The 25860-nt window shown below is 70.7% G+C and carries 22 protein-coding genes; 11 read left to right on the forward strand and 11 right to left on the reverse strand.

Features of this window, described 5'->3' with window-relative positions; all coding sequences use genetic code 11:
• Window positions 1-57: 57 nt before the first annotated feature.
• The gene (locus tag HKK74_RS16725) at window positions 58-1245 is read left to right on the forward strand and encodes an RNA-guided endonuclease InsQ/TnpB family protein (RefSeq protein ID WP_187244145.1); all 1188 of its coding nucleotides are present in this window, start codon (window positions 58-60) and stop codon (window positions 1243-1245) included.
• Window positions 1246-1291: 46 nt separating this feature from the next.
• Here the strand turns inward: HKK74_RS16725 and HKK74_RS16730 are convergent, their stop codons facing one another.
• On the reverse strand, window positions 1292-2170 hold the full coding sequence (locus HKK74_RS16730; protein ID WP_187244146.1) for a glycoside hydrolase family 16 protein: 879 nt from the start codon (window positions 2168-2170) through the stop codon (window positions 1292-1294).
• 122 nt (window positions 2171-2292) lie between these two features.
• Window positions 2293-3231, reverse strand: coding sequence for a ribonuclease Z (locus tag HKK74_RS16735; RefSeq protein WP_187244147.1), 939 nt, complete (start codon window positions 3229-3231; stop codon window positions 2293-2295).
• A 144-nt stretch (window positions 3232-3375) separates the two neighbouring features.
• On the opposite strand from HKK74_RS16735, the gene HKK74_RS16740 reads away from it, so the two are divergent.
• Window positions 3376-3771 carry a Het-E N-terminal domain-containing protein gene (locus HKK74_RS16740; RefSeq protein ID WP_187244148.1) on the forward strand — a complete coding sequence of 132 codons (396 nt, stop codon included), beginning with the start codon at window positions 3376-3378 and terminating at the stop codon, window positions 3769-3771.
• 219 nt (window positions 3772-3990) lie between these two features.
• Here HKK74_RS16740 and greA read toward each other — a convergent pair whose 3' ends face one another.
• Window positions 3991-4491: a transcription elongation factor GreA gene (greA, locus tag HKK74_RS16745; RefSeq protein ID WP_187244149.1), complete on the reverse strand. Its 501-nt coding sequence runs from the start codon at window positions 4489-4491 to the stop codon at window positions 3991-3993.
• A 112-nt stretch (window positions 4492-4603) separates the two neighbouring features.
• Complete coding sequence (locus HKK74_RS16750; protein WP_187244150.1) at window positions 4604-4987, reverse strand: DUF4307 domain-containing protein; 384 nt, start codon at window positions 4985-4987, stop codon at window positions 4604-4606.
• A 282-nt stretch (window positions 4988-5269) separates the two neighbouring features.
• Between HKK74_RS16750 and mca the strand changes: the two genes are divergently transcribed.
• Both mca and HKK74_RS16760 read left to right on the forward strand, forming a co-directional pair.
• Window positions 5270-6124, forward strand: coding sequence for a mycothiol conjugate amidase Mca (gene mca, locus HKK74_RS16755; RefSeq protein WP_187244233.1), 855 nt, complete (start codon window positions 5270-5272; stop codon window positions 6122-6124).
• On the forward strand, window positions 6124-6411 hold the full coding sequence (locus tag HKK74_RS16760) for a hypothetical protein (RefSeq protein ID WP_312881539.1): 288 nt from the start codon (window positions 6124-6126) through the stop codon (window positions 6409-6411). The genes mca and HKK74_RS16760 overlap by 1 nt, the downstream gene beginning before the upstream one ends.
• 28 nt (window positions 6412-6439) lie before the next feature.
• Here the strand turns inward: HKK74_RS16760 and HKK74_RS16765 are convergent, their stop codons facing one another.
• Window positions 6440-6937 carry an Lrp/AsnC family transcriptional regulator gene (locus HKK74_RS16765; RefSeq protein ID WP_246491640.1) on the reverse strand — a complete coding sequence of 166 codons (498 nt, stop codon included), beginning with the start codon at window positions 6935-6937 and terminating at the stop codon, window positions 6440-6442.
• 228 nt (window positions 6938-7165) lie between these two features.
• Between HKK74_RS16765 and hppD the strand changes: the two genes are divergently transcribed.
• From hppD to HKK74_RS16780, 3 genes are all read left to right on the forward strand, one after another.
• The gene (hppD, locus tag HKK74_RS16770) at window positions 7166-8263 is read left to right on the forward strand and encodes a 4-hydroxyphenylpyruvate dioxygenase (RefSeq protein ID WP_187244152.1); all 1098 of its coding nucleotides are present in this window, start codon (window positions 7166-7168) and stop codon (window positions 8261-8263) included.
• Window positions 8264-8372: 109 nt separating this feature from the next.
• Window positions 8373-9884 carry a M1 family metallopeptidase gene (locus tag HKK74_RS16775; protein ID WP_187244235.1) on the forward strand — a complete coding sequence of 504 codons (1512 nt, stop codon included), beginning with the start codon at window positions 8373-8375 and terminating at the stop codon, window positions 9882-9884.
• Window positions 9885-10043: 159 nt separating this feature from the next.
• On the forward strand, window positions 10044-11597 hold the full coding sequence (locus HKK74_RS16780; RefSeq protein ID WP_246491641.1) for a M1 family metallopeptidase: 1554 nt from the start codon (window positions 10044-10046) through the stop codon (window positions 11595-11597).
• Between the two features lie 115 nt (window positions 11598-11712).
• On the opposite strand, the gene ilvA is transcribed toward HKK74_RS16780, so the two are convergent.
• The 3 genes from ilvA to HKK74_RS16795 form a co-directional block, all read right to left on the reverse strand.
• Window positions 11713-12927, reverse strand: a complete 1215-nt coding sequence (gene ilvA, locus HKK74_RS16785; RefSeq protein WP_187244153.1) for a threonine ammonia-lyase — start codon at window positions 12925-12927, stop codon at window positions 11713-11715.
• An 87-nt stretch (window positions 12928-13014) separates the two neighbouring features.
• A complete protein-coding gene (locus tag HKK74_RS16790; RefSeq protein WP_187244154.1) occupies window positions 13015-13986 on the reverse strand; it encodes an ROK family protein in 972 nt (323 codons plus the stop codon).
• Window positions 13976-15136: an FIST signal transduction protein gene (locus tag HKK74_RS16795; RefSeq protein ID WP_187244155.1), complete on the reverse strand. Its 1161-nt coding sequence runs from the start codon at window positions 15134-15136 to the stop codon at window positions 13976-13978. The genes HKK74_RS16790 and HKK74_RS16795 overlap by 11 nt, the downstream gene beginning before the upstream one ends.
• A 145-nt stretch (window positions 15137-15281) precedes the next feature.
• Here HKK74_RS16795 and HKK74_RS16800 point away from each other — a divergent pair, with 145 nt between their 5' ends.
• The 3 genes from HKK74_RS16800 to HKK74_RS16810 all read left to right on the forward strand — a co-directional run bounded on the left by HKK74_RS16800 (window position 15282) and on the right by HKK74_RS16810 (window position 19409).
• Window positions 15282-16694 (forward strand): sigma 54-interacting transcriptional regulator, encoded by a 1413-nt coding sequence (locus HKK74_RS16800; protein ID WP_187244156.1) that lies wholly within the window; start codon window positions 15282-15284, stop codon window positions 16692-16694.
• 49 nt (window positions 16695-16743) lie between these two features.
• Complete coding sequence (locus HKK74_RS16805) at window positions 16744-18693, forward strand: vWA domain-containing protein (protein WP_187244157.1); 1950 nt, start codon at window positions 16744-16746, stop codon at window positions 18691-18693.
• A 95-nt stretch (window positions 18694-18788) separates the two neighbouring features.
• Complete coding sequence (locus HKK74_RS16810) at window positions 18789-19409, forward strand: hypothetical protein (RefSeq protein ID WP_187244244.1); 621 nt, start codon at window positions 18789-18791, stop codon at window positions 19407-19409.
• A 9-nt stretch (window positions 19410-19418) separates the two neighbouring features.
• Here HKK74_RS16810 and HKK74_RS39975 read toward each other — a convergent pair whose 3' ends face one another.
• Together HKK74_RS39975 and HKK74_RS16820 are read right to left on the reverse strand one after the other, a co-directional pair.
• Window positions 19419-20444 carry an alpha/beta hydrolase gene (locus HKK74_RS39975; RefSeq protein ID WP_312881543.1) on the reverse strand — a complete coding sequence of 342 codons (1026 nt, stop codon included), beginning with the start codon at window positions 20442-20444 and terminating at the stop codon, window positions 19419-19421.
• 184 nt (window positions 20445-20628) lie between these two features.
• Window positions 20629-21783, reverse strand: coding sequence for a cystathionine gamma-synthase (locus HKK74_RS16820; RefSeq protein WP_187244158.1), 1155 nt, complete (start codon window positions 21781-21783; stop codon window positions 20629-20631).
• A gap of 153 nt (window positions 21784-21936) precedes the next feature.
• On the opposite strand from HKK74_RS16820, the gene HKK74_RS16825 reads away from it, so the two are divergent.
• Window positions 21937-24096, forward strand: coding sequence for an MMPL family transporter (locus tag HKK74_RS16825; RefSeq protein WP_187244159.1), 2160 nt, complete (start codon window positions 21937-21939; stop codon window positions 24094-24096).
• Window positions 24097-24190: 94 nt separating this feature from the next.
• On the opposite strand, the gene HKK74_RS16830 is transcribed toward HKK74_RS16825, so the two are convergent.
• Complete coding sequence (locus HKK74_RS16830; protein WP_187244160.1) at window positions 24191-25570, reverse strand: cystathionine beta-synthase; 1380 nt, start codon at window positions 25568-25570, stop codon at window positions 24191-24193.
• Between the last annotated feature and the right edge of the window lie 290 nt (window positions 25571-25860).

The following is a 25860-nucleotide window of genomic DNA, read 5'->3' on the forward strand; positions in this document are numbered from 1 at the left end:
GGGGAGGAAACGCCGCTCCCTCCTCAAGGTGTCGGTGGTGGTCGATAGCGTGTTCGCATGCGGTTCCGGCTTCAGCCGACATCCGCCCAGGAGGCGGCGCTGCTGGAACACTGTGCGCACGCCCGTTTTGTGTGGAATATGGCGGTGGAGCAGCACCGGCACTGGAAGCCCGGACGGGCGAGCGCGCCGGGCTATCTGGAACAGTGCCGTCAGCTGACCGAGGCCAGAAGAGAGTTCGGATGGCTGGCCGCTGGGTCGCAGACGGTGCAGCAACAGGCGTTGCGGGACTTCGCCCAGGCCATGAGCAACTTCTTCGCCGGGACGCATCGCCGGCCGACGTGGCGTAAAGCGGGCAGGCACGAGGGGTTCCGGATCGTGGGGCAGCGCGGCCGGCACTGGGATGTACGGCGGGTGTCCCGCAAGTCTGGTCAGGTGAGGATCCCGAAGGTCGGCTGGGTGGCCTTCCGCTGGTCCCGCGCAGTCCCCGGCGAGGTCAGATCGTTTCGGGTCACTCGTGATCGGGCGGGCCGCTGGCATGTCGCCTTCGCCGCCGTACCCGAACCGGTGCCCGGACCCGGCACGGGTGCGGTGGTCGGTGTGGACCGGGGGGTGGCCGTCTCGGCTGCCCTGTCCACCGGGGAACTGCTGTCGGTTCCCGGCTTGCGCGACAGCGAGGCCAGGCGGCTGCTGCGGCTGCAACGGAAGCTCGCGCGGGCCAAGCCCGGGTCGAACCGAAGGCGGCGCGTCAAGACCGCGATCGCCCGGATCAAGGCCCGCGAGAACGACCGCCGAAAAGACTGGGTCGAGAAGACCACCACCGACCTCGCCCGCCGCTTCGACGTGATCCGTATTGAGGACCTCAGGATCCGCGACATGGTTCGCTCCGGACGCGGCACCATCCAGATGCCCGGGAAGAACGTCCGGGCAAAGGCCGGGCTCAACCGGTCCATCCACGCGGCGGGCTGGGGCCAGCTGGTGACCCGGCTGCAGCACAAGGCTCCCGGCCGGGTGGAGAAGATCAATCCCGCGTACACCTCCCAGACCTGCAACGCCTGCGGGCACCGCGCAGCGAACAACCGTGAGAGCCAAGCGGTCTTTCGCTGCAGCGCCTGCGGGCACACAGATCACGCGGACGTGAACGCGGCCAAGAACATCGCCGTCGGGCGGACGGTGACCGCGCGGGGAGGCCAGGCATCGGCCCGGCCCGTGAACCGCGAACCTCACCTCGTTCCCTCCTCTACCTAGAGGGGCGGAGTGGAATCCCCCGCTTAACTTTAGGCGGAGGAGGACGTCAATATCCGGCCCGCCTCCAGCGTTCCGGCATCCGGTAGACGCGGACCCAGTCGACGTCCATGGTCACCCACCTGGGCGTCGTACGGTTCCGGCAGAAGCCCGGGCCGCGGTCGCACACCTGGTCGTTCTGCAGGGCGAGCCCCATCCGCGCCCGCCGGGGGATGAGCGGCCCCCGGTAGGTCCAGACCCGCCTGCCGTCCAGCCAGAAGGTCAGCCGGTCCGGCAGCCAGTCGACCGCGACGGTGTGCCAGCGGGTGAAGTCGGCGGCGATCAGGCGCCGCCGCTGGTCGTCGTCCGGACCGCGATGGACGAACAGCCCGACCGTGCGCCGCGTCGGATCGATGACCTCGGCGAAGTTGATCTCGGCGAACTCGGGGTCGCCGAACCGCTCCGGCCACAGCAGCGCGACGGCCGAATACCCGACTCCCCGTTCGGCCCGCATCCGCACCTCCCACCGGCCGTACCTCTGGTGAAAGTGCGACGCCACCCCGCCGGACAGGTCCCGGCCGCGATAGATCCCACCGGTCAGCCGCAGCTTCCCGCCGGACACCCGCGCCGCCGATCCGCTGCGAGGGTTCTCCCGCGCGCCCGGCGAGTGGTAGACCGCCCATTTCCGGGGGTCCGGCCGGTGGCCGTCGAAGTTCTCGGTGAGCACGGGCGCGCCCCAGGCGCCCGGGCCGGGCACACCGCGGATCCGGCCGGTCCCCCGGGCCTGCCGCCCGTCGCCCTGATCGGCCGCCCGTACGGCGGCGGACGGGGCGGGCGGCGGCCCTGCGGGCACCGGAGCGATGGTCGCGCAGGTCAGGGCGGCGCAGGTCAAGGCGGCGCAGGTCAGGGCCGGCAGCGCCGGCCCGCGTAACACGTCTGCGGAGGACATGGCCCCATGGAAACAGATCCAGTCCGCCGGCTCGGGGAAGGCGCGGGTTTTGTTGCGACGCCGCACCCGCCCCGGCGGCACGGGCCCTGCCCCGGCGACGTCACGTCACGGCGGCGGGGGGTTCACCTCGCGCGGCGGCGGGGCGGTACGTCGACCCGGTCCAGGTCCTGCACGAGAACGATGTCGCCGGAGTAGGCGGCGGCCGCCTGCTCGGCGAAGCGCGGCTCGTCCTCGGCCCCGTACCGCTCGGAGATGTGGGTCAGCACCAGGCGCCGCACACCGCAGTCGGCGGCGACCCGGCCGGCCTGGGCGGCGGTGAGGTGACCGTACTCGGAGGCGAGGGCGGAGTCCTCCGCGAGGAAGGTCGACTCGATGACCAGCAGGTCGACCTCGGCGGCGAGCTCGTGCACGGCGTCGCAGAGCCCGGTGTCCATCACGAAGGCCACCTTCTGCCCCGGCCGCGGCACGCTGCACTCCTCACGCGTGACCGTGCGGCCGTCCGGCGCCACAACCCGGCCCTCCTGCTGCAGGCGGCGCACGAGCGGCCCCTGGATCCCCCTGGCCGCCAGTTCCCCGCGGAGCATCGTGACGCCGTCCGGCTCCTCGAGCCGGTACCCGTAGGCCTCGACCGGGTGCGAGAGCCTGCGGGCCGTGAGCGTGAACGGCGCGTCGCCGGTGTCGAGCCGGGCGGCCGCACCGGTGATCGGCCGCTCCCGGATCACGTCGGTGTCGCGGAAGACGGCCGCGTGCCGGAGCCGCCGCCAGTACTCCGTGCCGCTCGCCGGAAAGGCCGCGTCGACCGGATGCGCGACGCCGTCCCTGGCGATGCGCTGGACGACGCCGGGAACGCCGAGACAGTGATCGCCGTGGAAGTGCGTGACACAGATCCAGTCGACGTCGTGGGCCGACACCCCGGCGTGCGCCATCTGCCGCTGGGTTCCCTCGCCCGGGTCGAACAGCAGCCCGCGCCCGTCCCAGCGCAGCAGGTACCCGTTGTGGTTGCGGGTCCGGGTGGGCACGGCACTTGCGGACCCGAGCACGACGAGTTCCCGTACGGACATCTCCCCATACTGCCGTGCCGATCGTTAGGCTGGCCGCGAGATGCCGTCATCGGCGGCCCGGCACCGGCGGTCTCCGTCGACGGCCCTATCGACGACTCGCCGTCGGCTCGCTCGAGGGCCCGTCGGCGACGCAGTGGAGGCCCGATGGACCCGATCACGACATCCGCGCTCGTGGCCGTGTTGACCAAGGTTTTCGACGGTGCGAGCGGCGAAGCCGGCCGGGCGACATGGTCGGCGCTCACAACCCTGGTGAGGAACGCCTTCGGAGGGCGCTCGGAGCCCGCGGAGGCCACCGGCGAACTCGAGCGGCAGCCCGGCGACCCGGCGCGGATCGAGGCCGTGGCCGCCTCGCTCGCCGCGCAGGCGCGCCTTGACCCCGAGTTCGCCGACGAGTTGCGGCACTGGCTCGAGGATGCGCAACGGCCCTCGAGCGCGGAAGGCGACACCATCAATGTCGTCGGCGGCTCGGCCGAGATCGGCGGCAACGTCGTCCAGGCGCGCGACATCTCCGGCGGGATCGGCTTCGGCGATCGCGCCTAAGAAATGTATTTATCCGACAAATGCGACAGAACACGCCAGCGGAATATCGTCGTCACCGCCGGCCGCACAACGCACAGCCGGGCATGGGCGGGTGGCCACATGCCCGGCTGCGTTGCATACGACCCGGCCGGTCGGATGTCGCGCCTCTGGTACGGGTCGGTGTCGACGGTCACGGCTGTCGGCTGTCGGCTCGGACCGGTTCCGCGTGTCGTGCGGCGATCAGACTCCGGCGTACGGCGTGGCGTCGATGATCTCAACGGCCATGCTGCGCCCGTTCGGGAGCGTGTACGACGCCGACTCGCCCACCTTCTTGCCGTTGATGGCGGCACCGAGGGGGGACTTCGGCGAGTACACGTCGATCGGGGAGCCGCTCTCCTCGCGAGAGGCCAGCAGGAAGGTGACCTCCTCGTCATCGCCGGCGAACGCGACGGTGACGGTCATGCCCGGGCCGACGACGCCTTCGGTGCGCGGCGCCTCGCCCACCCGGGCGTTCTCGAGGATGTGCCGGAGCTGGAGGATGCGGCCTTCGATCTTGCCCTGCTCCTCCTTGGCGGCGTGGTACCCGCCGTTCTCCCGCAGATCCCCTTCTTCCCTGGCGGCCTCGATCTTCTGAGCGATCTCGATGCGGCCGGATCCCGAGAGATGATCCAGCTCGTTCTTGAGCCGGTCGTACGCCTCCTGGGTGAGCCAGGAGACGTTGTCAGCACGGGTCTCGGTCACGGGTCCTCCACGTGAAATGCGGCCGGATTAAACCTCAAGCCTATCCGGTGTGTGAGGGTAAAGGTTCCCTCATATCCTCGGCCGCAACCAGCGAACTTCCACGCCAGAGGGTTTACCGGGCCACGCAGTCCTTGATCTGGGCGGCGGTCGCGCGCGCCGACGTCCGCAGCTGCCGGGTCGTGTGGAGCCGCTCGGTACCGCTGGGCACGACGACCTCCTCGCGAGCCACTTCGGCGAAGTCGGTGTCGACCGCGTGGACGACGCATCGCACGCTGCTGTCCCTGGGTTTGGTGACGCTGAAGTTGATCTCGACCTGGGAATCGCTGAGGACGCGGAAGGTGATCGTCTGGGCGACGATGCCGGGCGTCTGGTTCACGTTCGCCATGACGAAGGCCCAGCCGAACGCCGCGAGGGCCGCCACCAGGCCGATCACCAGATGGGCCGGGCCGAGGCGGCGGCGCGTGGGGGCACTGGCCTCGGTGTCACTCGTCGCCATGGCGGGAATCCCTCTGCGTGGTCGGTGCGTTGTCAGTGACAATTGTCGCCTGCGGGGCCGGACTCCCCGCACCAGGTCCCGAAAGTCGCGATCCGAGCCGCCGTGACGCGGCTCGGCGCGACCGCACGGGCTTCGTGCGAACGAGCCTCCGGACGACGCCCGATCGGTGGACGACACCCACGTCGATGCGGCATGTTCGCATCGACACGACATGGTTTGCAGAGGGAGATCCAGGTGCTTGAGTCACTGCCGGCGGCATCCGGTCCGGCCAAGCTGCGGCTGATGGCCGTACACGCGCATCCCGACGACGAGTCCAGCAAGGGGGCGGCCACCATGGCGCGCTATGTCGCCGAGGGAGTCGACGTCCTCGTCGTCACCTGCACCGGCGGCGAGCGCGGCGACATCCTGAACCCCGCGATGGACCGTCCCGAGATCAGGGCGGACATCGGCGCGGTGCGCGAGCGCGAGATGGCGGCGGCCAGAGAGATCCTCGGCGTCCAGCAGCGCTGGCTCGGCTTCGTCGACTCCGGCTTCCCCGAGGGCGACCCCCTGCCTCCGCTGCCCGAGGGCTGCTTCGCCCGGCAACCCCTCGAGGTGGCCGCCGAACCGCTCGTCCGCGCCGTACGCGAGTTCCGGCCGCACGTGATCCTCACCTACGACGAGAACGGCGGCTACCCTCACCCCGACCACGTCAAGACGCACGAGGTCTCGGTCGAGGCGTTCGAGGCGGCGGGCGACCCGGATCGCTACCCGGGAACCGGGGAACCGTGGCAGCCGCTGAAGCTCTACTACCACCTGACCTTCCACAAGGAGCGGTTCACCGCCGAGAACGACGCGATGATCGCCGCCGGCCTGGAGAGCCCCTACGCCGAGCTCCTCGCCTCGTGGGTGGACAAGCCGATCACCTGGGAGATCACCACTAAGGTCGCATGCGCGGACCACTTCGCGACGCGCGACCGCGCACTGCTCGCGCACGCGACGCAGATCGACCCGGACGGGCCGTGGTTCGCCTGCCCGCTGGAGGTCAAGCGCGAGGCCTGGCCCACCGAGGACTATCATTTGGCACGTTCGCTGGTGGACACCGAGCTGCCGGAGGATGATCTGTTCGCCGGTGTCCGAGAGAGGGTGTGTCTTTAGTGCTTGCCCCGCCACCCGGTGCGGTGCTCTTCGCGGCACCCTCGGGAATCGACGAGGATCTGGTCAGTCCGGGGGTCCTCGGGCTGCTCGTCGTCGTCGCCCTGGGCTTGGCGCTGGTCTTCCTGATCCGGTCGATGAACAAGCAGATCTCCCGGATCCAGGCACCCAGGGAAGCCGACCTCGACCAGGCCGAATGGGACCGGCGGCAGGCGAACGCACGCGCGGCGCGCGAGAGCGCCGGCGGTTCCGGGGACGCCGTGAAGGGCGAGGAAGGCCCGCGGGACTGATCGCCACGGGCTCCGTCAGCGCCCGGAGTCAGCGCCTGGGCGCCGAGTCCAGGTTGCCTCCTGCCGCCGAGCGTACGAGGGGCAGGGTCCGCTGGCGCACCGGGGTGGCGAGCGCGATCGTGGTCGATGCGCGCTCGACTCCCTGGACGTCCACGATCTGGTCGATCACCCGCTGCAGATCCTGGTTGCTGCGGGCCACGATGCGGCAGAGCATGTCGCCCGCCCCGGTGATGGTGTGCGCCTCGATCACCTCGGGGATCTCCGCCAGTCGTTCGGCGACCGGGTCGTGCCCGCGGACCTGCCGGATCTGCAGCGTCACGAACGCGGTCACGTCGTAGCCGAGCGCCGACGGGTCGATCTCCGGGCCGAACCCTCGGATCACGCCGCGCTCCGCCAGCCGGTCCAGCCTGGCCTGGACGGTCCCGCGGGCCACGCCCAGCCTCCGCGAGCATTCGAGGACCCCGATACGGGGCTCATCCGTGAGCAGCGCGATCAGCCGCCCGTCCAACTGGTCGATTCCGTTCAATTCCCCGGCCCGCCCTCTCTCCGCTCGCCGCGATCGATTCCGTGGGCGGGCCGTGGCCATGACCGCACGCAAGATCCTCTGAACCTTTCGATCATGGTCATCATGTACAGAACGCCCGCCAGGACGCCGCCATGACCGTACAGGTTGTTCAGTATATTTTGTCACTCTTGCGCACTCTGTAGATCATGGATCTGATTGAGGTATTAACCGCGCGAGGGAGCAGCAACCATGAGCGATCGGGACGATTTCCCCGTCAAAGGTATGGACGCCGTCGTCTTCGCCGTCGGCAATGCCAGGCAGGCGGCGCACTACTACTCGACGGCGTTCGGCATGCGCCGGGTCGCCTACCGGGGCCCCGAGAACGGCAGCCGGGACGAGGCGGCGTACGTCCTCGAGTCGGGCGGCGCCCGGTTCGTCGTACGGGGCCCGGTCCGGGCCGGCACCGATCTCGGCCGGCATGTCGCCGAGCACGGCGACGGCGTGGTCGACCTCGCCCTGGAGGTACCGGACGTCGAGTCGGCCTACAGGCACGCGGTCGCGCAGGGTGCCGTGGGCCTGGAGGAGCCGCACGCGATCGAGGACGAGTACGGCAAGGTCGTGATCGCCGCCATCGCCACGTACGGCGAGACCCGTCACTCCCTCGTCGACCGCTCCAACTACTCGGGTCCCTATCTCCCCGGGTATGTGGCCGCCGAGCCGATGACCGAGCCGGGGCCCCGGTTCTTCCAGGCCATCGACCACTGTGTCGGCAACGTCGAGCGCATGAACGAGTGGGCGGACTTCTACCACCGCGTCATGGGCTTCACCGACATGGCGGAGTTCATCGGCGACGACATCGCCACCGAGTACTCCGCGCTCATGTCCAAGGTCGTCGCGGACGGCAGCCGGAAGGTGAAGTTCCCGCTCAACGAGCCGGCGGAGAGCAAGCGCAAGTCCCAGATCGACGAGTACCTCGAGTTCTACGGCGGCCCGGGCGTGCAGCACATCGCGCTCGCCACCGGCGACATCCTGGCCTCGGTCGACCGGATGCGCGCGGCCGGCGTGGCGTTCCTCGACACCCCGGACTCCTACTACGAGGACCCGGAACTGCGGGCCCGCATCGGGAACGTACGGGTGCCCATCGAGGAACTGCAGAAGCGGAAGATCCTCGTGGACCGGGACGAGGACGGCTACCTGTTGCAGATCTTCACGCAGCCCGTACAGGACCGGCCCACCGTCTTCTACGAGCTGATCGAGCGGCACGGGTCGCTGGGATTCGGCAAGGGCAACTTCAAGGCCCTCTTCGAGGCGATCGAGCGCGAGCAGGAGCGCCGGGGCAACCTCTGATCCCCGAGGCGTGCGGGGGGCGCCCGGCCCGCACGCCACCCCCGGCCCGGCGTCGAGATCCGACCTGGGTTGCCCAGCCCGCCGGGCACCAGGCAGGCTGTGCGACGTGATGACGTCACGAAATTCGCGAAACGTCGCCCGGGTCGCCATGTTGCTCGCCGCCGCGAGCGCCGCGGCCGGGTGCTCCGTCGGGGCGGACCGGCCCGATGAGGGCGTCCCTGCCCGTCCGCCCTCGGCGCTTTCCGGCGACGGCGGGGCGTCCTCGGCCGGCGACTCCTACACCGACGGGGACGGCAACGGCGGATACGACGTCCAGCACTACGACCTCAGGTTGCGCATCGATCCGGCGAACCGCGCCAAGGCGCTCGACGGCGTCGCCGAGATCACCGCGAGGGCCACCCAGGAGATGTCGCGTTTCCATCTCGACCTGGCCGGTCTGAACGTCGCCGAGGTACGGGTGGACGACGCCGCCGCGCGACACGAGCGGCAGGACAGCGAACTGATCGTCTCACCGGCCGCTCCGCTGAAGCGGGGCGCGACCTTCAAGGTGCGGGTGCGCTACTCCGGTACGCCCAAGACCGTCGTCGACCCGATCCTGCAACGCTACGGGTGGATCCCCACCAGCGACGGCGTCTTCATCGCGTGCCAGCCGAGCGGCGCGCACAGCTGGTTCCCGGGCAACGACCACCCCACCGACAAGGCCACGTTCGACTTCCACATCACTGTGCCGAGCGGGCTGACCGCCATCGCCAACGGCGAGCAGACCGAAGGCCCCGCCACCGGCGGGGACGACCCGGCCGAGCCGCCGGGCACCGACCCGACGCCGCGGTTCAGCCAGATCGCCGCCCGCGCCGAGACGACGACCACGTGGCGGGTCAAGGAGCCGATGGCGACCTACCTCGCCACCGTCAACGTCGGCCGGTTCGACGTGCGCAAGGGCGAGACCCCCGGCGGGATCCCGATCCTGTCCGCCGTCGACCCGACGGTCATCACCACCGACGTGGACGAGTTCCACACCAAGAACGCTCAGATCACCGACGAGTGGGTGAAGCTCTTCGGCCCCTACCCGTTCTCGTCCACGGGCGGGATCGTCGACAACGCCGACGTGGGCTTCGCCCTGGAGACGCAGACCCGCCCGGTCTACGGATCGTTCGGCGCCCAGGAGACGATCGTGGCGCACGAGCTGGCGCACCAGTGGTTCGGTGACAGCGTCAGCGTCACCAGGTGGAAGGACATCTGGCTCAACGAGGGTTTCGCCACCTACGCCGAATGGCTGTGGGGTGAGCGGTCCGGCGGGGCTACCGCCCAGCAGGAGTTCGACAACCGGTACCGGCAACCCGGCAACCGGGAGATCTGGGACGTGCCGCCGGGCAATCCCGGGCGCGCCCAGATGTTCGGGCGGTCGGTGTACGACCGGGGCGGCATGACCCTGCACGCCCTGCGACGCAAGGTCGGCGACGCCACCTTCTTCACCATCCTGCGCACCTGGGCCAAGGAGCACCGGCACGGCAACGCGACGACCGCGCAGTTCATCGCGCTGGCCGAGCGGCTGTCCGACCAGGACCTCGACAGGTTCTTCCGGGTCTGGCTGTACGACCGAGGCCGACCGGCCAACTGGTGAGGCCCCAGCGAAGGGGCAACCCTCGGCAAGGTATCCGGAAAGGCCCGGCGGGCACCGCGACACCGCGCGGGCCGGGCCCACAGGGTATGGCGGGTGAACCGCCCTCTCGGACGAGCGACCAGACGATCTGACGAACACGCCACCAGGCGGGCGACCCGGATGACGGCCCGGCGGGCCGCCGTCCGGATGACCGCCGTGGCGACCGCCGCATGCGTGGTGATGACGATCAACGGCAGCGGCGTGACGGTACTGCGGTCGGCCCCCTGGCCGGCGGAGGCCCCGGCGCGGCCCGCCGCCTCGCCGAACGCCGCCACCCCCGTCACCGCCCCGGTGCGGCCGGCCGCCTCGGCCGGTCCGCCCGCCTCCGCGCCCGCCTCCGCGCCCGCCTCCGCGCCCGCCTCCGCGCCCGCCTCGGCGGGCCGGCCCGGCGTGCCCGGGCTGGGCGACAAGTACTTCCCCCGGGCCGGCAACGGCGGCTACGACGTCGGCGAGTACCAGGTCGATCTGCGCTACACACCCGCGGAACAGCGTGTCACCGCCACGGTGACGATCACCGCGCGGGCGACGCTGGACCTGTCCGGCTTCAACCTCGACTTCCGCGGCCCAGAGATCACCGAGCTCCTCGTCAACGGGCTGCCCGCGCCGTACGAGCGGCGAGGCCAGGAACTCGTCGTCAAACCGCCGAGGACGCTGCCGCGCGGCGGCACCTTCACGACGGTCGTCCGCTACTCCGGACGGCCGCGGCCGAGCCGCCACGCCACCCTGGGGACGTACGGATGGGTGCCGACGAAGGACGGTGCGGTCGTGGCCGCCGAGCCGGACGGCGCGCCCACCTGGCTCCCGGTGAACGACCATCCCCGCGACAAGGCGACGTACATCTTCCGGGTCACGGTGCCGAAGCACCTGCAGGTGCTGGCCAACGGCGATCCGCATCCCCCGGTGACCCGGGGGGCGACCACGACGTACGTGTGGACCGAACGCGATCCGATGGCGAGCTACCTCGCGATGATCGCCATCGGCCGGTTCTCGGTCCGGCGCGGCCGGGTCGCCGACATCCCGGTCATCACGGCCGTGGATCCGCAGTTCGCCTCGGCCGGCGAGCGCCTCCACACCACCACGATGGAGGTGCTCCGCTGGCAGATCCGGACGTTCGGCGACTACCCGTTCCAGACCGCCGGGGGCATCATCGACGATCCGCGGCTGGGCTACGCCCTGGAGACCCAGGAACGGCCGGTCTATCTCGGCTTCACGCCCGACGAGCGTTTCATCGTGCACGAGCTGGCGCACCAGTGGTTCGGTAACAGCGTCAGCCTGTGGCGCTGGCAGGACATCTGGCTCAACGAGGGTTTCGCCACCTATGCCGAGTGGCTGTGGAGTGAGCACACCGGGCGGGAGACGACCGCGAAGATCTTCGAGCGGCACTATCGCCAGCCGCCCAAGTCACCGATCTTCAATCCGCCCGTGGGCGACCCTGGAGTGGACGGCCTGTTCAGTTCCTCGATCTACGTGCGGGGCGCCATGTGCCTGCAGGCCCTGCGCGCCAAGGTGGGCGACGAGAAGTTCTTCACCATCCTGCGCGAGTGGGCGGCGGCGCACCGGCACGGGACCGCCAGCGTCCCCGAGTTCGTCGCCTTCGCCGAGCGGACGTCCGGCATGCGGCTCGACCGGCTCTTCCAGACCTGGCTCTTCGAGAAGGGCAAGCCCAAGCGATGAGCGGTGCTCCGTGCCGCCCGCGACCGGGGGGCTGCGAACAACTGCATGATCACGGCAGGGGATCTTCTGGCGTGATCATGCAATTGTTCGCGACCCCTCGAGCCGGAATCGCCGTTCAGCTGAAGGTGAGCACGTAGCCCTTGGCCCTGAGCCGCCCCAGCACCTCGTCACAGTGGTCGGGGCCCCTGGTCTCCAGGTGCATGAGGACCTCGGCGTCCTCGACGTGCAGCCGGGCGGCGACCCGCTCGTGCATCACGTCGAGCACGTTCACGCCGAGCTCGGCCAGCTCGCCCAGCAGCGTGACCAGCGCGCCGGGCCGGTCCTGAACCCGGCAGCGGACGACGAGGTAGCGACCGGCGACCGCCAGCCCGTGGCGCAGCACCTTGGCGAGCAGCACCGGGTCGATGTTGCCGCCCGACAGCACCGCCACCACTGGCGGGTTGAAGGCGTAGGCGTGTTCGAGCATCGCGGCGACGCCCGCGGCGCCGGCGGGTTCGACGACCTGCTTCGAACGCTCGAGGCAGAGCAGGAGCGCCTGCGAGAGCGACTCCTCGGACACCGTGACGACGGCGTCGACGAGCTTGGACACCAGCTCGAAGGTCAGCTCCCCGGGCTTGCCCACCGCGATGCCGTCCGCCATCGTCGGGCCGATGTCGACCCGGGTCGGGTGGGCGGTGGCCAGCGACGGAGGAAAGGCGGCGGCCCTCTTGGCCTGCACACCGATCACCTTGACGTCCTGCCTGAGCTCCTTGACCGCCGTGGCGATCCCCGCCACCAGCCCGCCCCCGCCGGTCGCGGTGACGATCGTCCGCACGTCGGGTCGCTGCTCGAGGATCTCCAGCCCGATGGTGCCCTGCCCGGCGACCACATCCGGGTGGTCGAACGGGTGGATGAAGATCGCCCCGTGTTCCTCCGCGTACGCCTCGGCGGCGACCAGGCAGTCGTCCACGGTCGGCCCTGGGAACAGCACCTCCGCGCCGTACGCCTTCGTCGCGGCCACTTTCGGCAGCGGCGCGCCCTCGGGCATGAAGACGGTGGCCTTGCACCCCAGCAGCGAGGCGGCGAGGGCGACGCCCTGGGCGTGATTGCCGGCGCTCGCCGCGACGACGCCGCCGGCCCGCTCGGCCTCGCTCAGCCGGGCGATCCGCACGTACGCCCCACGGATCTTGAACGAGCCGGTGCGCTGCAGGTTCTCGCACTTGAGGTACACCGGCCCGCCCACCATCTCGGACAGGTAGCGGGAGTGCAGCAGTGGTGTGGATACGGCGACATCGCGCAGCAGCTCACCGGCCGCGCGGATCTCACGAACGCCCACGGAATCCCGAGTCATCCCCCGAGTCTCCCACCTTCGGCCCCGATCTCACGGTGCCTGCCCGCCCTCCGCGACCAGGCCCGATGGCGTGTCGCGCGCACCGGCTCAGTCGGCGTTCCAGTAGCGGTCCCCGGCGAACACCAGGGCGGCGGCACCGATGAGGCCCGCGGGCTGGCCCAGGGCGGCCGGCACGACGCGCACCTCCCTCGCGTAGTCCATGCGCGCATGCACCCGCAGCGCCTCTTCGAGCGGGTCGAACAGCAGCGGGCCGGCCTGGGACAGCCCGCCACCGATGGCGATCACCTCGAGATCGCACAGGTGCGTCGCCGAGGCGAGGGCGATGCCCAGCGCCCGGCCGGCCCGCCGCAGCGCCGTGGTCGCGATGGGGTGGCCACGTGCCGCGTCGTCGGCCAGGTCCTTGGCGGTGGTCTCGGACCGTCCCGGCCGCCAGCCCTGTTCCCGCGCCCAGGCGGCCAGCGCGGGCCCCCGCGCGATCGCCTCGAGGCAGCCCCGGCCGCCGCAGCCGCACGGCGGCCCGTCCGGGTCGACGATCACATGACCGATGTGCCCTGCATTGCCCCGCGCACCGTCGATCAGCCGCCCGCCGAGGATCAACCCGCCGCCGACCCCGGTGGACACCACCATGCCGAGCATGTTGCCCCGGCCCCTGCCCGCTCCCCGCCAGTGCTCGGCGACCGCCACGCAGACGGCGTCGTTGTGCACCCGTACCGGCAGGCCGGGATGGCGGGCGCGCAGCCGGTCCCTCAGCGGGAAGTCCCGCCAGGCCGGGATGTTCAGCGGCGACACCTCCCCGGCCGGCCAGGTCATCGGCCCGCCGCAACCGACTCCGACGCCCGCGATCGAGGGGGCACCGCTGTCGGCGAGGACCTTGTCGAGCAGCGCCTCCAGGGTGCGCCAGAGGACCTCGGCGTCCAGGTCCGGCTCGTTGGGCGTCTCCACCCGGTCGTACGCGGCGATCCGGCCACCGGGTTCCACCAGGCCGACGGCCAGCTTGGTGCCGCCGATGTCGATCGCGAGGACCGGGCCCGGCCCGGGTCCGCCAGGGTCAGGCGTCATCGCCCGCTCCGAAGGCCAGGATCGAGGCGGTGAAGCCGTGCACGTGGTTACGGCCGCCGACAGGGCCGATCTCACCGGCGGCGAAGAAGCCGCCGACGCCCGCCGGGCCGAAGGTCCGGCGCAGCGTCCGTATGTCGTGGTCCGAGCTCGGGAACATCGCCCTGCCCCGGCCGTTGCACGAGAACAGCAGCGCTCCCTCGACCGGTGCGAGGTCGAACCGTTCGAGCAGCTCGGACAGGTCCTCGTCGGCGGCCCCGGCGTCGCGCACCTGGAACCGCACAGTGCGGCCCACCTCGACGACGTCGCCGATCGCGATCGCCCCGTTGTCGGTGTCGGCCCCCACGACGCCGCGGACGAGGAAGTCGCCCTGCTCGTACTCGTCGGCGTACTCGTCCATCGCCACCCCGATCAGCAGTCCCGAGGCGGCCAGTTCCTGCTCGTCGGCCGGGAGCACAGTGATGATCTGCTCGAGCTTGTCGAGCGCGGGCGCGCCCGCCAGCTCGTACAGCACGTTGTCCTCGGCCTTGGTCACGGCCATCGGAGGGCCGATCGGCCGCGCGCCCTGGCTCACCACGGTCGCGGCGGTGATCGGCCCGCCGAGGACGACGCCGACGGCGCCGGTCTCGATGACCTCGTCGTCGACGAACAGCCGCGTGGATCCCCGTACCTCTCCGCCGGCGAGCCCGCCGACCAGCGGCAGGCCCGGCAGCACGTCACCCGACCGCTCGACGAACGCGTCCACCGGGAAGCTGTACGGGTCGGCCAGCAGCACACCGACCACGTCGTCGTCGCGGCCCTCGGGCATGCCCAGGACGACCAGCCGGTCGTCGGTGCGCAGGGTCTCGAGCCGGAACGGCTCGATCCGCGCCTGGGGCAGGATCGCGGCCCACGCGCTGACGGCGCTCGTCTCCTCCACGCCCCTGTTTCCGCCGATCACTCCGCTGGCGCTGCAGCCGATGATCGTACGGGCGTTCGCGACCTCCATGGCCCGTCTGGCCGCGGCCTCGACCAGGTCCGGGTCTTCGCCGGTGATGAAAACGCACATGAGATCCGCGCGCCCGGTCAGCGGTTCCATGGCCTGCCGGACGGCGGATTCCGCTGAACTCATAAGATCGGGTCCGAGGGCAAGCCCGTCGCCGAAGCGCGCCACTGGGTCCACCTCCCTCGTACGGTCTCGGGGTGTAGACCGATTCTCCCCGGTTCTTCGGCCACGTACCAAAACCAGCGGGTCTGGGCGGGCGGCGGGTTCGGGACCGGGGTGCGAGTACTCACTTCCGCGACGTAGTGTCGATCTCGTGCGTGATTCCACACCGCGCGAGACCACCCTGGGTGAACTCCGCGCAAACGGCCACGTCCATCGCCCGGTGAAGGCCGAGCTCCGAAATAACCTGCTGGCCAGGCTCCGATCCGGCGAGCCCAGGTTTCCGGGGATCGTCGGGTTCGACGACACCGTGCTCCCCCATCTCGAGCGCGCCCTGCTGGCAGGGCACGATCTCGTGCTGCTGGGCGAGCGCGGACAGGGCAAGACCCGGCTGATCCGCACCCTGGTGGGGCTGCTGGACGAGTGGACCCCGGTCATCGACGGCTGCGAGATCAACGATCACCCGTACGAGCCGGTGTGCGTGCGCTGCCGCAGGCTCGCCGCCGAACTCGGGGACGGGCTGCCCATCGCCTGGCGGCACCGTGACGAGCGGTTCGGCGAGAAGCTGGCCACGCCCGACACGAGCGTGGGCGACCTGATCGGCGACATCGATCCGATCAAGGTCGCCGAGGGCCGTACGCTGGGCGATCCCGAGACGGTGCACTTCGGCCTGGTGCCGCGCACCAACCGTGGGATCTTCTCCATCAACGAGCTGCCCGACCTGGCCGAGCGCATCCAGGTGGCGCTGCTCAACGTGCTCGAGGAACGCGACATCCAGGTGCGCGGCTACGCCCTGCGACTGCCGCTCGACGTTCTCCTCGTCGCCAGCGCCAACCCCGAGGACTACACCAACCGGGGACGGATCATCACCCCGCTGAAGGACCGCTTCGGCGCCGAGATCCGCACCCACTATCCCCTGGCCCTGGAGGACGAGCTCGACCTCGTCCGGCAAGAGGCGGATCTCGCCGACCTCGGCGCCGAGGTACCCGGCCATCTGATCGAGGTGATCGGCCGGTTCACCCGGCTCGTCCGTGACTCGACCGCGGTCGACTCGCGGTCCGGCGTCTCGGCGCGGTTCGCCATCGCCGGCGCCGAGACGGTGGCGGCGGGCGCCCTTCGCCGCGCCGCGCTCACCGGCGAGCAGCAGCCCGTCGCGCGTGTGTGCGACCTGCCGGCGGTGGTGCCCACGCTGCTCGGCAAGGTGGAGTTCGAGGTCAGCGAAGAGGGGCGTGAGCAGGAGGTGCTCGAGCATCTGCTGCGTCGGGCCACCGCCGAGACCTACCGGCGCTCGCTCGGGCCGGCCGATCTGTCCGGGCTGCTGGACAGGTTCGACGCCGGTGAGAGCGTCGACTCCGGAGAGCTCGTCCCGGCCACCGAGCTGCTCAAGCGGGTGGGCCAGGTGCCCGGCCTGGCCAAGATCATGGAGCGGCTGGGAATGTCCGGTGAGTCACCCGGCCAGGCCGCCGCGGCACTCGAGTTCGCGCTGGAAGGGCTCTTCCTGACCCGCCGGCTGTCCAAGGAGGTCTCCTCGCCCGGTCCCGACGGCACCGCGACCTACCGAACATGACGGCCCCCGCGGTCGCGGACGTCCGCGCGCGCACGAGGAGGGAGAGCCGATGAGCCGTTACCGGTACGGCGCCTACCACGACGGGCCCGATCCGCTCGCGCCGCCCTATGACGTGCGCTCCGCGCTCGACGCCATGGGCGACTCGGTGCTCGAGGGCACCGATCCGGCCGAGGCGCTGCGCGAGCTGCTCCGCCGCGGCCTGCCCGATTCACCGCGCGGCCGAGGCCTGGACGATCTGCTCCGCCAGGTCAGGAACCGCCGGCGGGACCTGCGCGGCCAGGGACGGCTGGACGGCACCCTGGAGCAGGCACGGGCGCTGCTCGACAAGGCGATCGGCCAGGAGCGGGCGGCGCTGTTCCCCGACCCCGATGACGAGGCCAGGTTGCGCGAGGCGGAGCTCGACACGCTCCCGGCCGACACGGCGCAGGCCATCACCCGGCTCAGGGACTACGACTGGCGCTCGCCGGACGCGCGCGCGACGTTCGAGGAGCTCAAGCACCTGCTGAGGCGGGATGTGCTCGACTCGCAGTTCCGCGGGATGAAGCAGGCGCTGGAGCAGCAGGACCCTGCGGCGATGCAGCGGGTCAAGGACATGATGGCCGAGCTCAACGAGATGCTCGAGAAGGACGCCCGCGGTGAGCACACCGAGGAGGACTTCGAGCGTTTCATGGGGAAGTACGGAGATCTGTTCCCCGACGCGCCGCGCACGCTGGAGGAGCTGGTCGACTCGCTGGCCAGGCGGGCGGCGGCGATGAACCGCCTGCTCGCCTCGCTCACGCCCGAGCAGCGGGCCGAGCTGGCGGGCCTGATGGCACAGGCTCTCGAGGATGCCGGACTGGCCATGGAGATGTCCCGGCTGTCCGACGCGCTGCGCGCCCGCCGGCCCGATCTGGACTGGGGCGGATCGGAGCGGATGACCGGCGACGATCCCCTGGGCATGGGCGACGCGACCACCGCGCTCGAGGAACTGGCCGATCTCGCCGAGCTCGAGGCGGCGCTGCGGCAGGACTACCCCGGGGCGCGGATGGACGACATCGACGAGGAGGCGGTCCGCCGGGCCCTGGGCCGCCGGGCGGTCGACGACCTCGCCGAGCTGCGCCGGATCGAGGCCGAGCTGGAGCGCCAGGGATACCTGCGCCGCCGTAGCGGTTCGCTGGAGCTGACCGCGAAGGCCGTGCGGCGGCTCGGTGAGACGGCGCTGCGCCGGGTGTTCTCCCAGCTCGAGGCGGCCCGCCGCGGGGATCACGACCAGGACGGCGCGGGCCAGGCCGGAGAGCTGACGGGGGCGAGCCGGGAGTGGCGGTTCGGCGACGAACAGCCGCTCGACGTGGTGCGCACCCTCGGCAACGCCGTGCGAAGGTCCGGCGCGCACCGGCCCGTCCGGCTGCACGCCGGCGACTTCGAGGTGCTCGAGACAGAGCGCCGCAGCGCCGCCGCCGTGTGCCTGCTCGTGGACCTGTCCTACTCGATGGTGCTGCGCGGTACCTGGGGGGTGGCCAAGCAGACGGCGCTCGCGCTGCACTCGCTCGTGACGACGAAGTACCCGCAGGACGCGATCCAGATCATCGGCTTCTCCAACTACGCCCGGGTGCTGCAGTCCACCGAGATGGCGGGGCTCGACTGGGACATGGTGCAGGGCACGAACCTCCACCACGCGCTGCTCATCGCCGGGCGTCATCTCGACCGGCATCCGGACTTCGAGCCGATCGTGCTGGTGGTCACCGACGGTGAGCCGACCGCGCATCTGCGCCGTGACGGCCGCTCCGTCTTCGACTACCCACCGTCTCCCGAGACCCTGGTGCTGACGATGGCCGAGGTGGACAAGATGACGCGGCGGGGGGCGACCCTCAACGTCTTCATGCTCGCCGACGACCAGCGTCTGGTGTCCTTCGTCGAGGAGGTCGCACGGCGCAACGGAGGGCGGGTCCTCGCCCCCACGCCGGATCGGCTCGGGGAGTACCTGGTGAGCGACTACCTGCGCGCCCGCCGCCGCGCGTGACCCTCGACCGGCCGGGCACGCGGCCGTGCCGGCGGTGTGGCGGTCGCTCGCGTGGGCACCCCGATGGGCGGAGCGGGTTCGGATAAGGTCGCGTCATGTCGAGTTCCGATCGCCTGCTGTTGATCCTGCACATCGGATTCGCGATCTTCACGCTGGGCCCGCTGACCGCGGCGACGATGGCCTCGCCCCGCTACATCCGCCTGCGCCAGGCCGCCGTCCTGCGCTACCTGAACCGGGCGACCCGGATCTACGGGCTGCTCGCGCTGGGGATCTTCCTGTTCGGCCTGCTCCTGGCGGACGGCAACTTCTCGCAGGTATGGCTGACGGTCTCCATGACGCTGTTCATCGTGGCGCTCGCCCTGCTGCTCATCGTGGAGCGCGACCAGCGCAAGGCGGTGCACGCGCTCGAACTCGCCGCAGCCGGACGCGCGCCCGCCGCGCCGGAGCCGACCACCACCGGTGCTCCCGAGGACAAGGCCACCGGGCCCGGCGCGCCCGCCGAGGAGCCCCCCGCGAACGGAACGCCGGCCGAGCGGGCCGCCGGAGCCAAGGGCATGGACGCGCGGGCCGCCGAAGCGCAGGAGCGGGCGGCCAAGGCAGAGCCGGCCGGCCCGCCCATCGCCCAGGTCGAGCAGGGCCGGATCGCCGCGATCTCCGGGGTCATCGCGCTGCTGTGGCTCGTGATCTTGTTCTTGATGGTCTGGTACGGCCGGTGACGAGCCCGGTCAGCCGGCCGGCTTCTTGGCGATCGAATCGATCCAGGTGATGAGGGTCCGCCAGGCCGCCGGGTCCTTGATGATCGTCATGGCGTGGCCGGTACCGGGCACTTCCTTCAGCGTGACCGGCACCCCGTAGCCCTTCAGCTCCGCGACGAGCTCCGTGCTGTGCGCGGTGGGCACGAACTCGTCCGCCGAGTGCATGATCAGCATCGGCGCGTCACCACGGTCGGCGTGGGTGGCCGGCGCGACGTCTTCGATCCGCTGCCAGCACGTCGTGTCGATCTCCTGCGGGGTACAGCCGATCAGTTGCTCCACCGCCCCTCGCAGCTTCACCGCCGTACTCGAGGCGCCGGGCAGCGCACCGTCGAGATACGCGAGATAGGGCGAGTTCACCGGCGACAGGGCGACCACCCCGCTGACCTTCTGGGCCCCGGCGCCGTAGGTGCCCAGCATCGTCGCGAGCTGACCGCCCGCCGACGAACCGATGACGACGACTCGCGCCGGGTCGACCTTGAACCGCTCCGCGTGGCGCTTGATGAACGCCAGTGCGGCTTCGGCGTCATCGCGCTGCGCCGGCCACGGCGCCTCTCCGCTCAGCCGGTAGTCCGCCGAGAACACGGCGTAGCCGTCCGCGGCCAGCCGGTGTGCGACGCGCCGCCACGAGGACTTGTCCCCCGTGAGCCAGGACCCGCCGTGCAGCAGCAGGACGGCCGGCTGCGTTCCCTCGGCGGGGCTCCGCAGGTAGGCGTCGATCTGCTGATCGGCGTCGGGCCCGTAGGAGTATCTCGCGGTCCGCAGTCGGGGCAGCGTGACGATGAAGGCCTGTGCCGTCTCGACCTGGCTGCCCGCGGTGATCTTGGTGGCCTCCTGGGGTGCCTCCGGCGTGGCGCTCACCGGCTCCTGCGTGGTGGTGGTCGGCGTGGGGCCGACCGGCTCGGCCGGAGCCGCCGCCGCCTCGACGCCCGGGGATACGACCGCCGCCGACGCGCACGCCGCAGCCACGGCCGCACTGAGCACCAGTACCTTGCGCACCCAATGCCCCTCTCGTGGTGGAATCTGGCGGTCATCATAGATCACCGGAATGGGGCGTTGTGCGAGGATCCCCGCCCGGGCGGTCGACCGTGTCGGCACGACCGCCCGGGCGCAGGCGGCCGTCGTGGCCCGCGAGGCGTCGCCGGGCCGGCCCGGGCGGGCCGGCCGAGGCTCAGGACGAGGCTCAGGACAGAGCCTGCTCCAGATCCTGCAGCAGGTCATCGCGGTCTTCGATGCCGACCGACAGCCGGACGAGGTCGGCGGGCACCTCGAGCGGCGATCCCGACGCGGACGCGTGCGTCATGCGGGCCGGGTGCTCGATCAGCGACTCGACCCCGCCGAGCGACTCGCCGAGGATGAAGAGCCTCGTGCTCTCGCACACCCGTACGGCCGCGTCCTCTCCGTCGGTGAGCCGGAACGAGACCATGCCGCCGAAGGCGCGCATCTGCTTCGCGGCGACGTCGTGCCCTGGGTGTCCGGGCAGCCCGGGGTACCTGACCTCGGCCACCCGCGGATGCCGTACGAGCATCTCCGCGACGGCGGTGGCGTTGGCGCAGTGCCGATCCATGCGCACCCCGAGGGTCTTGATGCCGCGCATCGTCAGCCAGGCGTCGAACGGCCCGCAGATCGAGCCCATCGCGTTCTGGTGGAACTGGAGCCGCTCGCCCAGCGCGGGGTCGGCGACGACGAGCGCCCCGCCCACCACGTCGGAGTGGCCGCCGAGGTACTTCGTGGTCGAGTGCACGACGACGTCCGCCCCGAGGGTGAGCGGCTGCTGCAGGTAGGGGGAGGCGAAGGTGTTGTCCACCACGAGCAGGGCGCCCGCCGCGTGGGCCACCTGCGCCAGCGCCGCGATGTCGGCGATGCCCAGCAGCGGATTGGTCGGGGTCTCCACCCAGATCGCGATCGTCTCGGGGCGCACGGCCGCGCGCACGGCCGCGATGTCGGCGAGTTGCACCGGATCGAAGGCCACCCCCCACCGCTCCAGGACCTTGGCGAAGAGCCGGTAGGTGCCGCCGTACGCGTCGCCGGGGATCAGAACGTGGTCGCCGGGCTTGCATATCGTGCGCAGCAGAGTGTCCTCCGCCGCGAGTCCCGACGCGAAGGCCAGTCCGCGGGTGCCCGCCTCGATGGCCGCCAGGCATTCCTCCAGGGCGGTGCGGGTCGGGTTGGCCGAGCGGCTGTACTCGTAGCCGCCGCGTAGACCGCCGATGCCGTCCTGCTTGTACGTCGATACCTGGTAGATGGGCGGTACGACCGCCCCCGTGGCGGGATCGGGCGCCTGGCCTGCGTGGATGGCCAAGGTCTCGAAACCGGCTGCGTCAGTGAAACGATCCATTCCCCGAGGTTAACGGGCCCCCGCCCTCCTCCAGGAGGAGGGACTCCCCCGCAGGTACTAGGGCGGATTTCGCCGTACGGGCCGACTCGGACCGCGCATTCGACCCGTACCGTTCAAGGGTAATCACCGAACCCCCCAATCTAAGGAAGACCGATGTTCGCTGCCCTGGCACGCGTTGTCGTAAGGCACCCGTGGTGGACGATCGCGGCCTGGGTGCTCGCCGCGTTTGTCATCATCTGGCAGTCCCCCAACCTTGAAACCACATCCGACCAGGGCGACTTCCTGCCCTCCAAGTACGAGTCCGTCCAGGCCGCACAGCTGGCCGAGAAGGCGTTTCCGCAGCAGGCGGATCTGACCGCGCTCATCGTGGTGCAGCGGACCGACGGCGGGCAGATCACGCCCGCCGATACCGCCAAGGTGACGCAGGCCGCCGGCAACCTGACCACCAAGAAGTACCCGACCGTTCAGGGCTTCGTGACCGGCCCGCAGGCGGTGGCCCCCAACAAGGCCGTCCAGCTGATCAGCGTGCCGATGCAGGCGGTGACCGGGGAGGCCGCCAAGGACCAGAGCCAGGCCATCAAGGACATCCGCGCCGAGCTGCCCAAGGAGCTCGGCAGTGGGCTGGAGGCCAAGGTCGGCGGCGAGGTCGCGGCATTCGTCGACAACGAGGACTCCTTCACCCAGTCTTTCGCGATCATCTCCATCGCCACCTTCGCGCTGATCATCGGGCTGATCCTGCTGATCTTCCGGGCGCCGCTGGCGGCGGTGCTGCCGATCCTGGTGATCTTCGCCACCGAGATGGTGTCGATGAAGCTGATCGGCGCCGCCTCCAAGCTTCTGGACTTCTCCGGTGACGACAGCCTGCAGATCATCCTGACCATCGTGCTCTTCGGCGTCGGCGCCGACTACTACCTGTTCCTGCTGTTCCGCTACCGGGAGCGGCTGCGCGCCGGGGACGACAAGAAGACCGCGCTGATCGTCGCGGCGGAGCGGGTCGGCGAGGTCATCACCTCCGCCGCTGCGGCCATCGCGGTCACCTTCCTGGTGCTGATGCTGGCCTCCTTCGGCATCTTCGCCGCCTGGGGCCCGTCGCTGGCCATAGGCGTGCTTGTGATGGGCGTCACCTCGTTGACGCTGTTCCCGGCCATCCTGTCGCTGCTGGGTCCCGCGGTCTTCTGGCCGTCCAAGGCGTGGAAGAAGCAGCCCAAGGCCACCGTCTCGGCACGGCTGGGCGGCATGGTCGGCAAGCGCCCGGCCCTGGTCGCCCTCGGCGCCGGCGCCCTGATGGTCGCGCTGGCCGCCGGGGCGGTCGGCTTCAAGTCCGACTACGACTTCCAGTCCAGCTTCCCGCAGGACACCGAGTCCGCGCAGGCCGCCAAGGACATGCGCAAGGGCTTCCCGGCCGGGCAGACCACCCCCGTCCAGGTGATGGTCCAGTCCACCGACGGGCAACCGCTGAACAAGGCGGAACTGGACGCGTTCGGGCAGCGATCCAGGTCACTGCCGGGCATCGGCGGCGTACAGCCCGCCGAGATGGGCAAAGACCCCACGGTCGCCCGCGTCAACCTGGTGCTCAACGGCAACCCGGTGGACAACGACTCCATCACCCTGGTCAAGGAGGAACTCACGCCGGCCGTCCACAAGATCGCGCCACAGGGCACCAAGGTGCTGGTGGGCGGCGAGACCGCGATCTACAGCGACATCAACAAGGTCGTCAACCGGGACCTGTCGGTGATCCTGCCGGTCGCCGGGGTGCTGATCGCGCTGATCCTTCTCGCGCTACTGCGTTCGGTGGTCGCCCCGCTGTACCTGGTCCCGGCGGTGCTGCTCGGCTTCGCCGCCACCCTGGGCTCCGCGGTGTACGTCTTCCAGGGCGTGATGGGCAAGCCTGGTGAGATCTTCCACCTGCCGATCATGCTGTATCTGTTCGTGCTGGCAATCGGCACCGACTACAACATCCTGATGACCGCGCGGCTGCGCGAGGAGGCCAAGGAGGGCCACGAGCCGCGTCGGGCCGCAGCGTTGGCAGTCGAGCACGGCGGCCCGACGGTCGCCGCCGCCGGGCTGATCCTCGCCGGCACGTTCTCGGTGATGCTGCTGGCCAAGGTCTCGATGCTGCAGCAGATGGGCTTCTCCATCGCGCTGGGCATCGCGCTGTCGGCTTTCGTGATGTCGATCTTCCTGGTGCCGGGCATCACCGCGCTGCTCGGCCGCGCCGCCTGGTGGCCAGGGCACGGGGACAGGCCCGTGAAGGGGAACGACTCCGACCGGGTCGACGACGACCGGCTCGCCCCGGTCGGCACCGGCCACTGACGAGACGATCACTGTGGGCCCGCCCGTTACCTCGTGGAGCGGGCGGGCCCAAGGACTTGCGCGACCGAGGGATTCCCAGCGCGCCCGGCGCCGCTCAGGCGCTCGGCGCGCTCGCGAGGAAGGCCAGGAGGTCCTGGCGGGTGATGAGACCGGCCGGCTTGCCGTCGACGAGCACGACCGCGGCACCGGCCTTCTCCAGCACGCCGACGGCCTTGCTCACCGGTTCACCAGAACCGATCATCGGCAGTGCGGGCGACATGTGCCCCGCGATCTGCTCGTCCAGCCGCGCCCTGCCGTGTACGAGGGCGTCCAGCAGATCCCGTTCGACGATGGAGCCGACCACCTCGGCGGCCATGACCGGCGGCTCCTCCTTCATCACCGGGAGCTGCGACACGTTGTACTCCCGCATCACCGCGATCGCCGTCTCGACCGCCTCATCGGGGTGCACGTGCACGAACTCCGGCATGCCGGGGGTCTTGCGAGCCAGTACCTCGCCGACCTGTGCCTCCTCGGAGGGCGTCGACAGGAACCCGTAGTCGGCCATCCACTCGTCGTTGAAGATCTTCGAGAGGTACCCACGGCCGCCGTCCGGCAACAGCACCACGATGACGTCCTCGGGCGCGGCGGTCTCGGCCACCCGCAGCGCGGCGACGACGGCCAGCCCGCAGGAGCCGCCGACCAGCAGCGCCTCCTCCCTGGCGAGCCGTCGCGTCATGACGAACGAATCGCGGTCGCTGACCGCGATGACGCGGTCGCAGATGTCCCGGTCATAGGTCTGCGGCCAGATGTCCTCGCCGACGCCCTCGACGAGGTACGGGCGCCCGGCGCCGCCGGAGTAGACCGACCCCTCGGGGTCGGCCCCGATGACCTGGACCCGGCCGCCGGAGATCTCCTTGAGATAGCGGCCGGTGCCCGAGACGGTGCCGCCGGTCCCGATGCCGGTCACGAAGTGCGTGATACGCCCTTCGGTCTGCTCCCAGATCTCCGGGCCCGTGCTCTCGTAGTGCGACTGCGGGTTGCCCGGGTTGACGTACTGGTCGGGCTTCCACGCACCCGGGATCTCGGCCGCGAGCCGATCCGACACCGAGTAATAGGACTCCGGGTGGTCGGGTGCCACGGCCGTCGGGCAGATGACGACCTCGGCGCCGTACGCCCGCAGCACGTTGATCTTGTCGCCGCCCACCTTGTCCGGGCAGATGAAGACACAGCGATAGCCCCGCTCCTGCGCGACGATCGCGAGCCCCACGCCGGTGTTACCGGAGGTCGGCTCCACGATCGTGCCGCCCGGGCGAAGCGCGCCGGACACCTCGGCGGCATCGACCATTCGCACGGCGATGCGATCCTTCACCGAGCCACCGGGGTTGAAGTATTCGACCTTGGCCAGCACTTGTGGCGCCAGCCCGGAGGTCACTTTGCGTAGCCGGACGAGCGGCGTGTTCCCGATCAGTTCGACCAGCGAATCGTGTACTTGCACGGCGACATCCTTGTCAGCTCTGCCGTTGACGGATCCGTGCGGCCGGCGGTCCGGCGGCGCACGGATCCGAGTCCTCTTTCATCGTATTTTCCAAGCGCGGGTCCTAAAGCTCCGGCTCGGAGACGTGGCCCTCGGCCCATTCGAACGTATGCGTGATATCGTCCCCGTCCCGGCCGCGATGACCAGGCCACCCGGTAAGTATGACCGTCCGCTGACCGTAATCCACCATTGGACGGCCGGTTCTGTGGTGACCATATGTGATCCTGTGAGTGCTGCCACCGTCAGGGGCG

The sequence above is a fragment of the Actinomadura alba genome, assembly GCF_014323705.1.
Taxonomy (GTDB): domain Bacteria; phylum Actinomycetota; class Actinomycetes; order Streptosporangiales; family Streptosporangiaceae; genus Actinomadura_C; species Actinomadura_C alba.

What these genes read in the sequence shown, in the direction of transcription:
- HKK74_RS16725 (WP_187244145.1), top strand. Translation starts at nt 58, where the DNA reads ATGCGGTTCCGGCTTCAGCCGACATCCGCCCAGGAGGCGGCGCTGCTG.
- HKK74_RS16730 (WP_187244146.1), bottom strand. Translation starts at nt 2,170, where the DNA reads ATGTCCTCCGCAGACGTGTTACGCGGGCCGGCGCTGCCGGCCCTGACC.
- HKK74_RS16735 (WP_187244147.1), bottom strand. Translation starts at nt 3,231, where the DNA reads ATGTCCGTACGGGAACTCGTCGTGCTCGGGTCCGCAAGTGCCGTGCCC.
- HKK74_RS16740 (WP_187244148.1), top strand. Translation starts at nt 3,376, where the DNA reads ATGGACCCGATCACGACATCCGCGCTCGTGGCCGTGTTGACCAAGGTT.
- HKK74_RS16750 (WP_187244150.1), bottom strand. Translation starts at nt 4,987, where the DNA reads ATGGCGACGAGTGACACCGAGGCCAGTGCCCCCACGCGCCGCCGCCTC.
- mca (WP_187244233.1), top strand. Translation starts at nt 5,270, where the DNA reads ATGGCCGTACACGCGCATCCCGACGACGAGTCCAGCAAGGGGGCGGCC.
- hppD (WP_187244152.1), top strand. Translation starts at nt 7,166, where the DNA reads ATGAGCGATCGGGACGATTTCCCCGTCAAAGGTATGGACGCCGTCGTC.
- HKK74_RS16775 (WP_187244235.1), top strand. Translation starts at nt 8,373, where the DNA reads ATGACGTCACGAAATTCGCGAAACGTCGCCCGGGTCGCCATGTTGCTC.
- HKK74_RS16780 (WP_246491641.1), top strand. Translation starts at nt 10,044, where the DNA reads ATGACGGCCCGGCGGGCCGCCGTCCGGATGACCGCCGTGGCGACCGCC.
- ilvA (WP_187244153.1), bottom strand. Translation starts at nt 12,927, where the DNA reads ATGACTCGGGATTCCGTGGGCGTTCGTGAGATCCGCGCGGCCGGTGAG.
- HKK74_RS16790 (WP_187244154.1), bottom strand. Translation starts at nt 13,986, where the DNA reads ATGACGCCTGACCCTGGCGGACCCGGGCCGGGCCCGGTCCTCGCGATC.
- HKK74_RS16805 (WP_187244157.1), top strand. Translation starts at nt 16,744, where the DNA reads ATGAGCCGTTACCGGTACGGCGCCTACCACGACGGGCCCGATCCGCTC.
- HKK74_RS16810 (WP_187244244.1), top strand. Translation starts at nt 18,789, where the DNA reads ATGTCGAGTTCCGATCGCCTGCTGTTGATCCTGCACATCGGATTCGCG.
- HKK74_RS16820 (WP_187244158.1), bottom strand. Translation starts at nt 21,783, where the DNA reads ATGGATCGTTTCACTGACGCAGCCGGTTTCGAGACCTTGGCCATCCAC.
- HKK74_RS16825 (WP_187244159.1), top strand. Translation starts at nt 21,937, where the DNA reads ATGTTCGCTGCCCTGGCACGCGTTGTCGTAAGGCACCCGTGGTGGACG.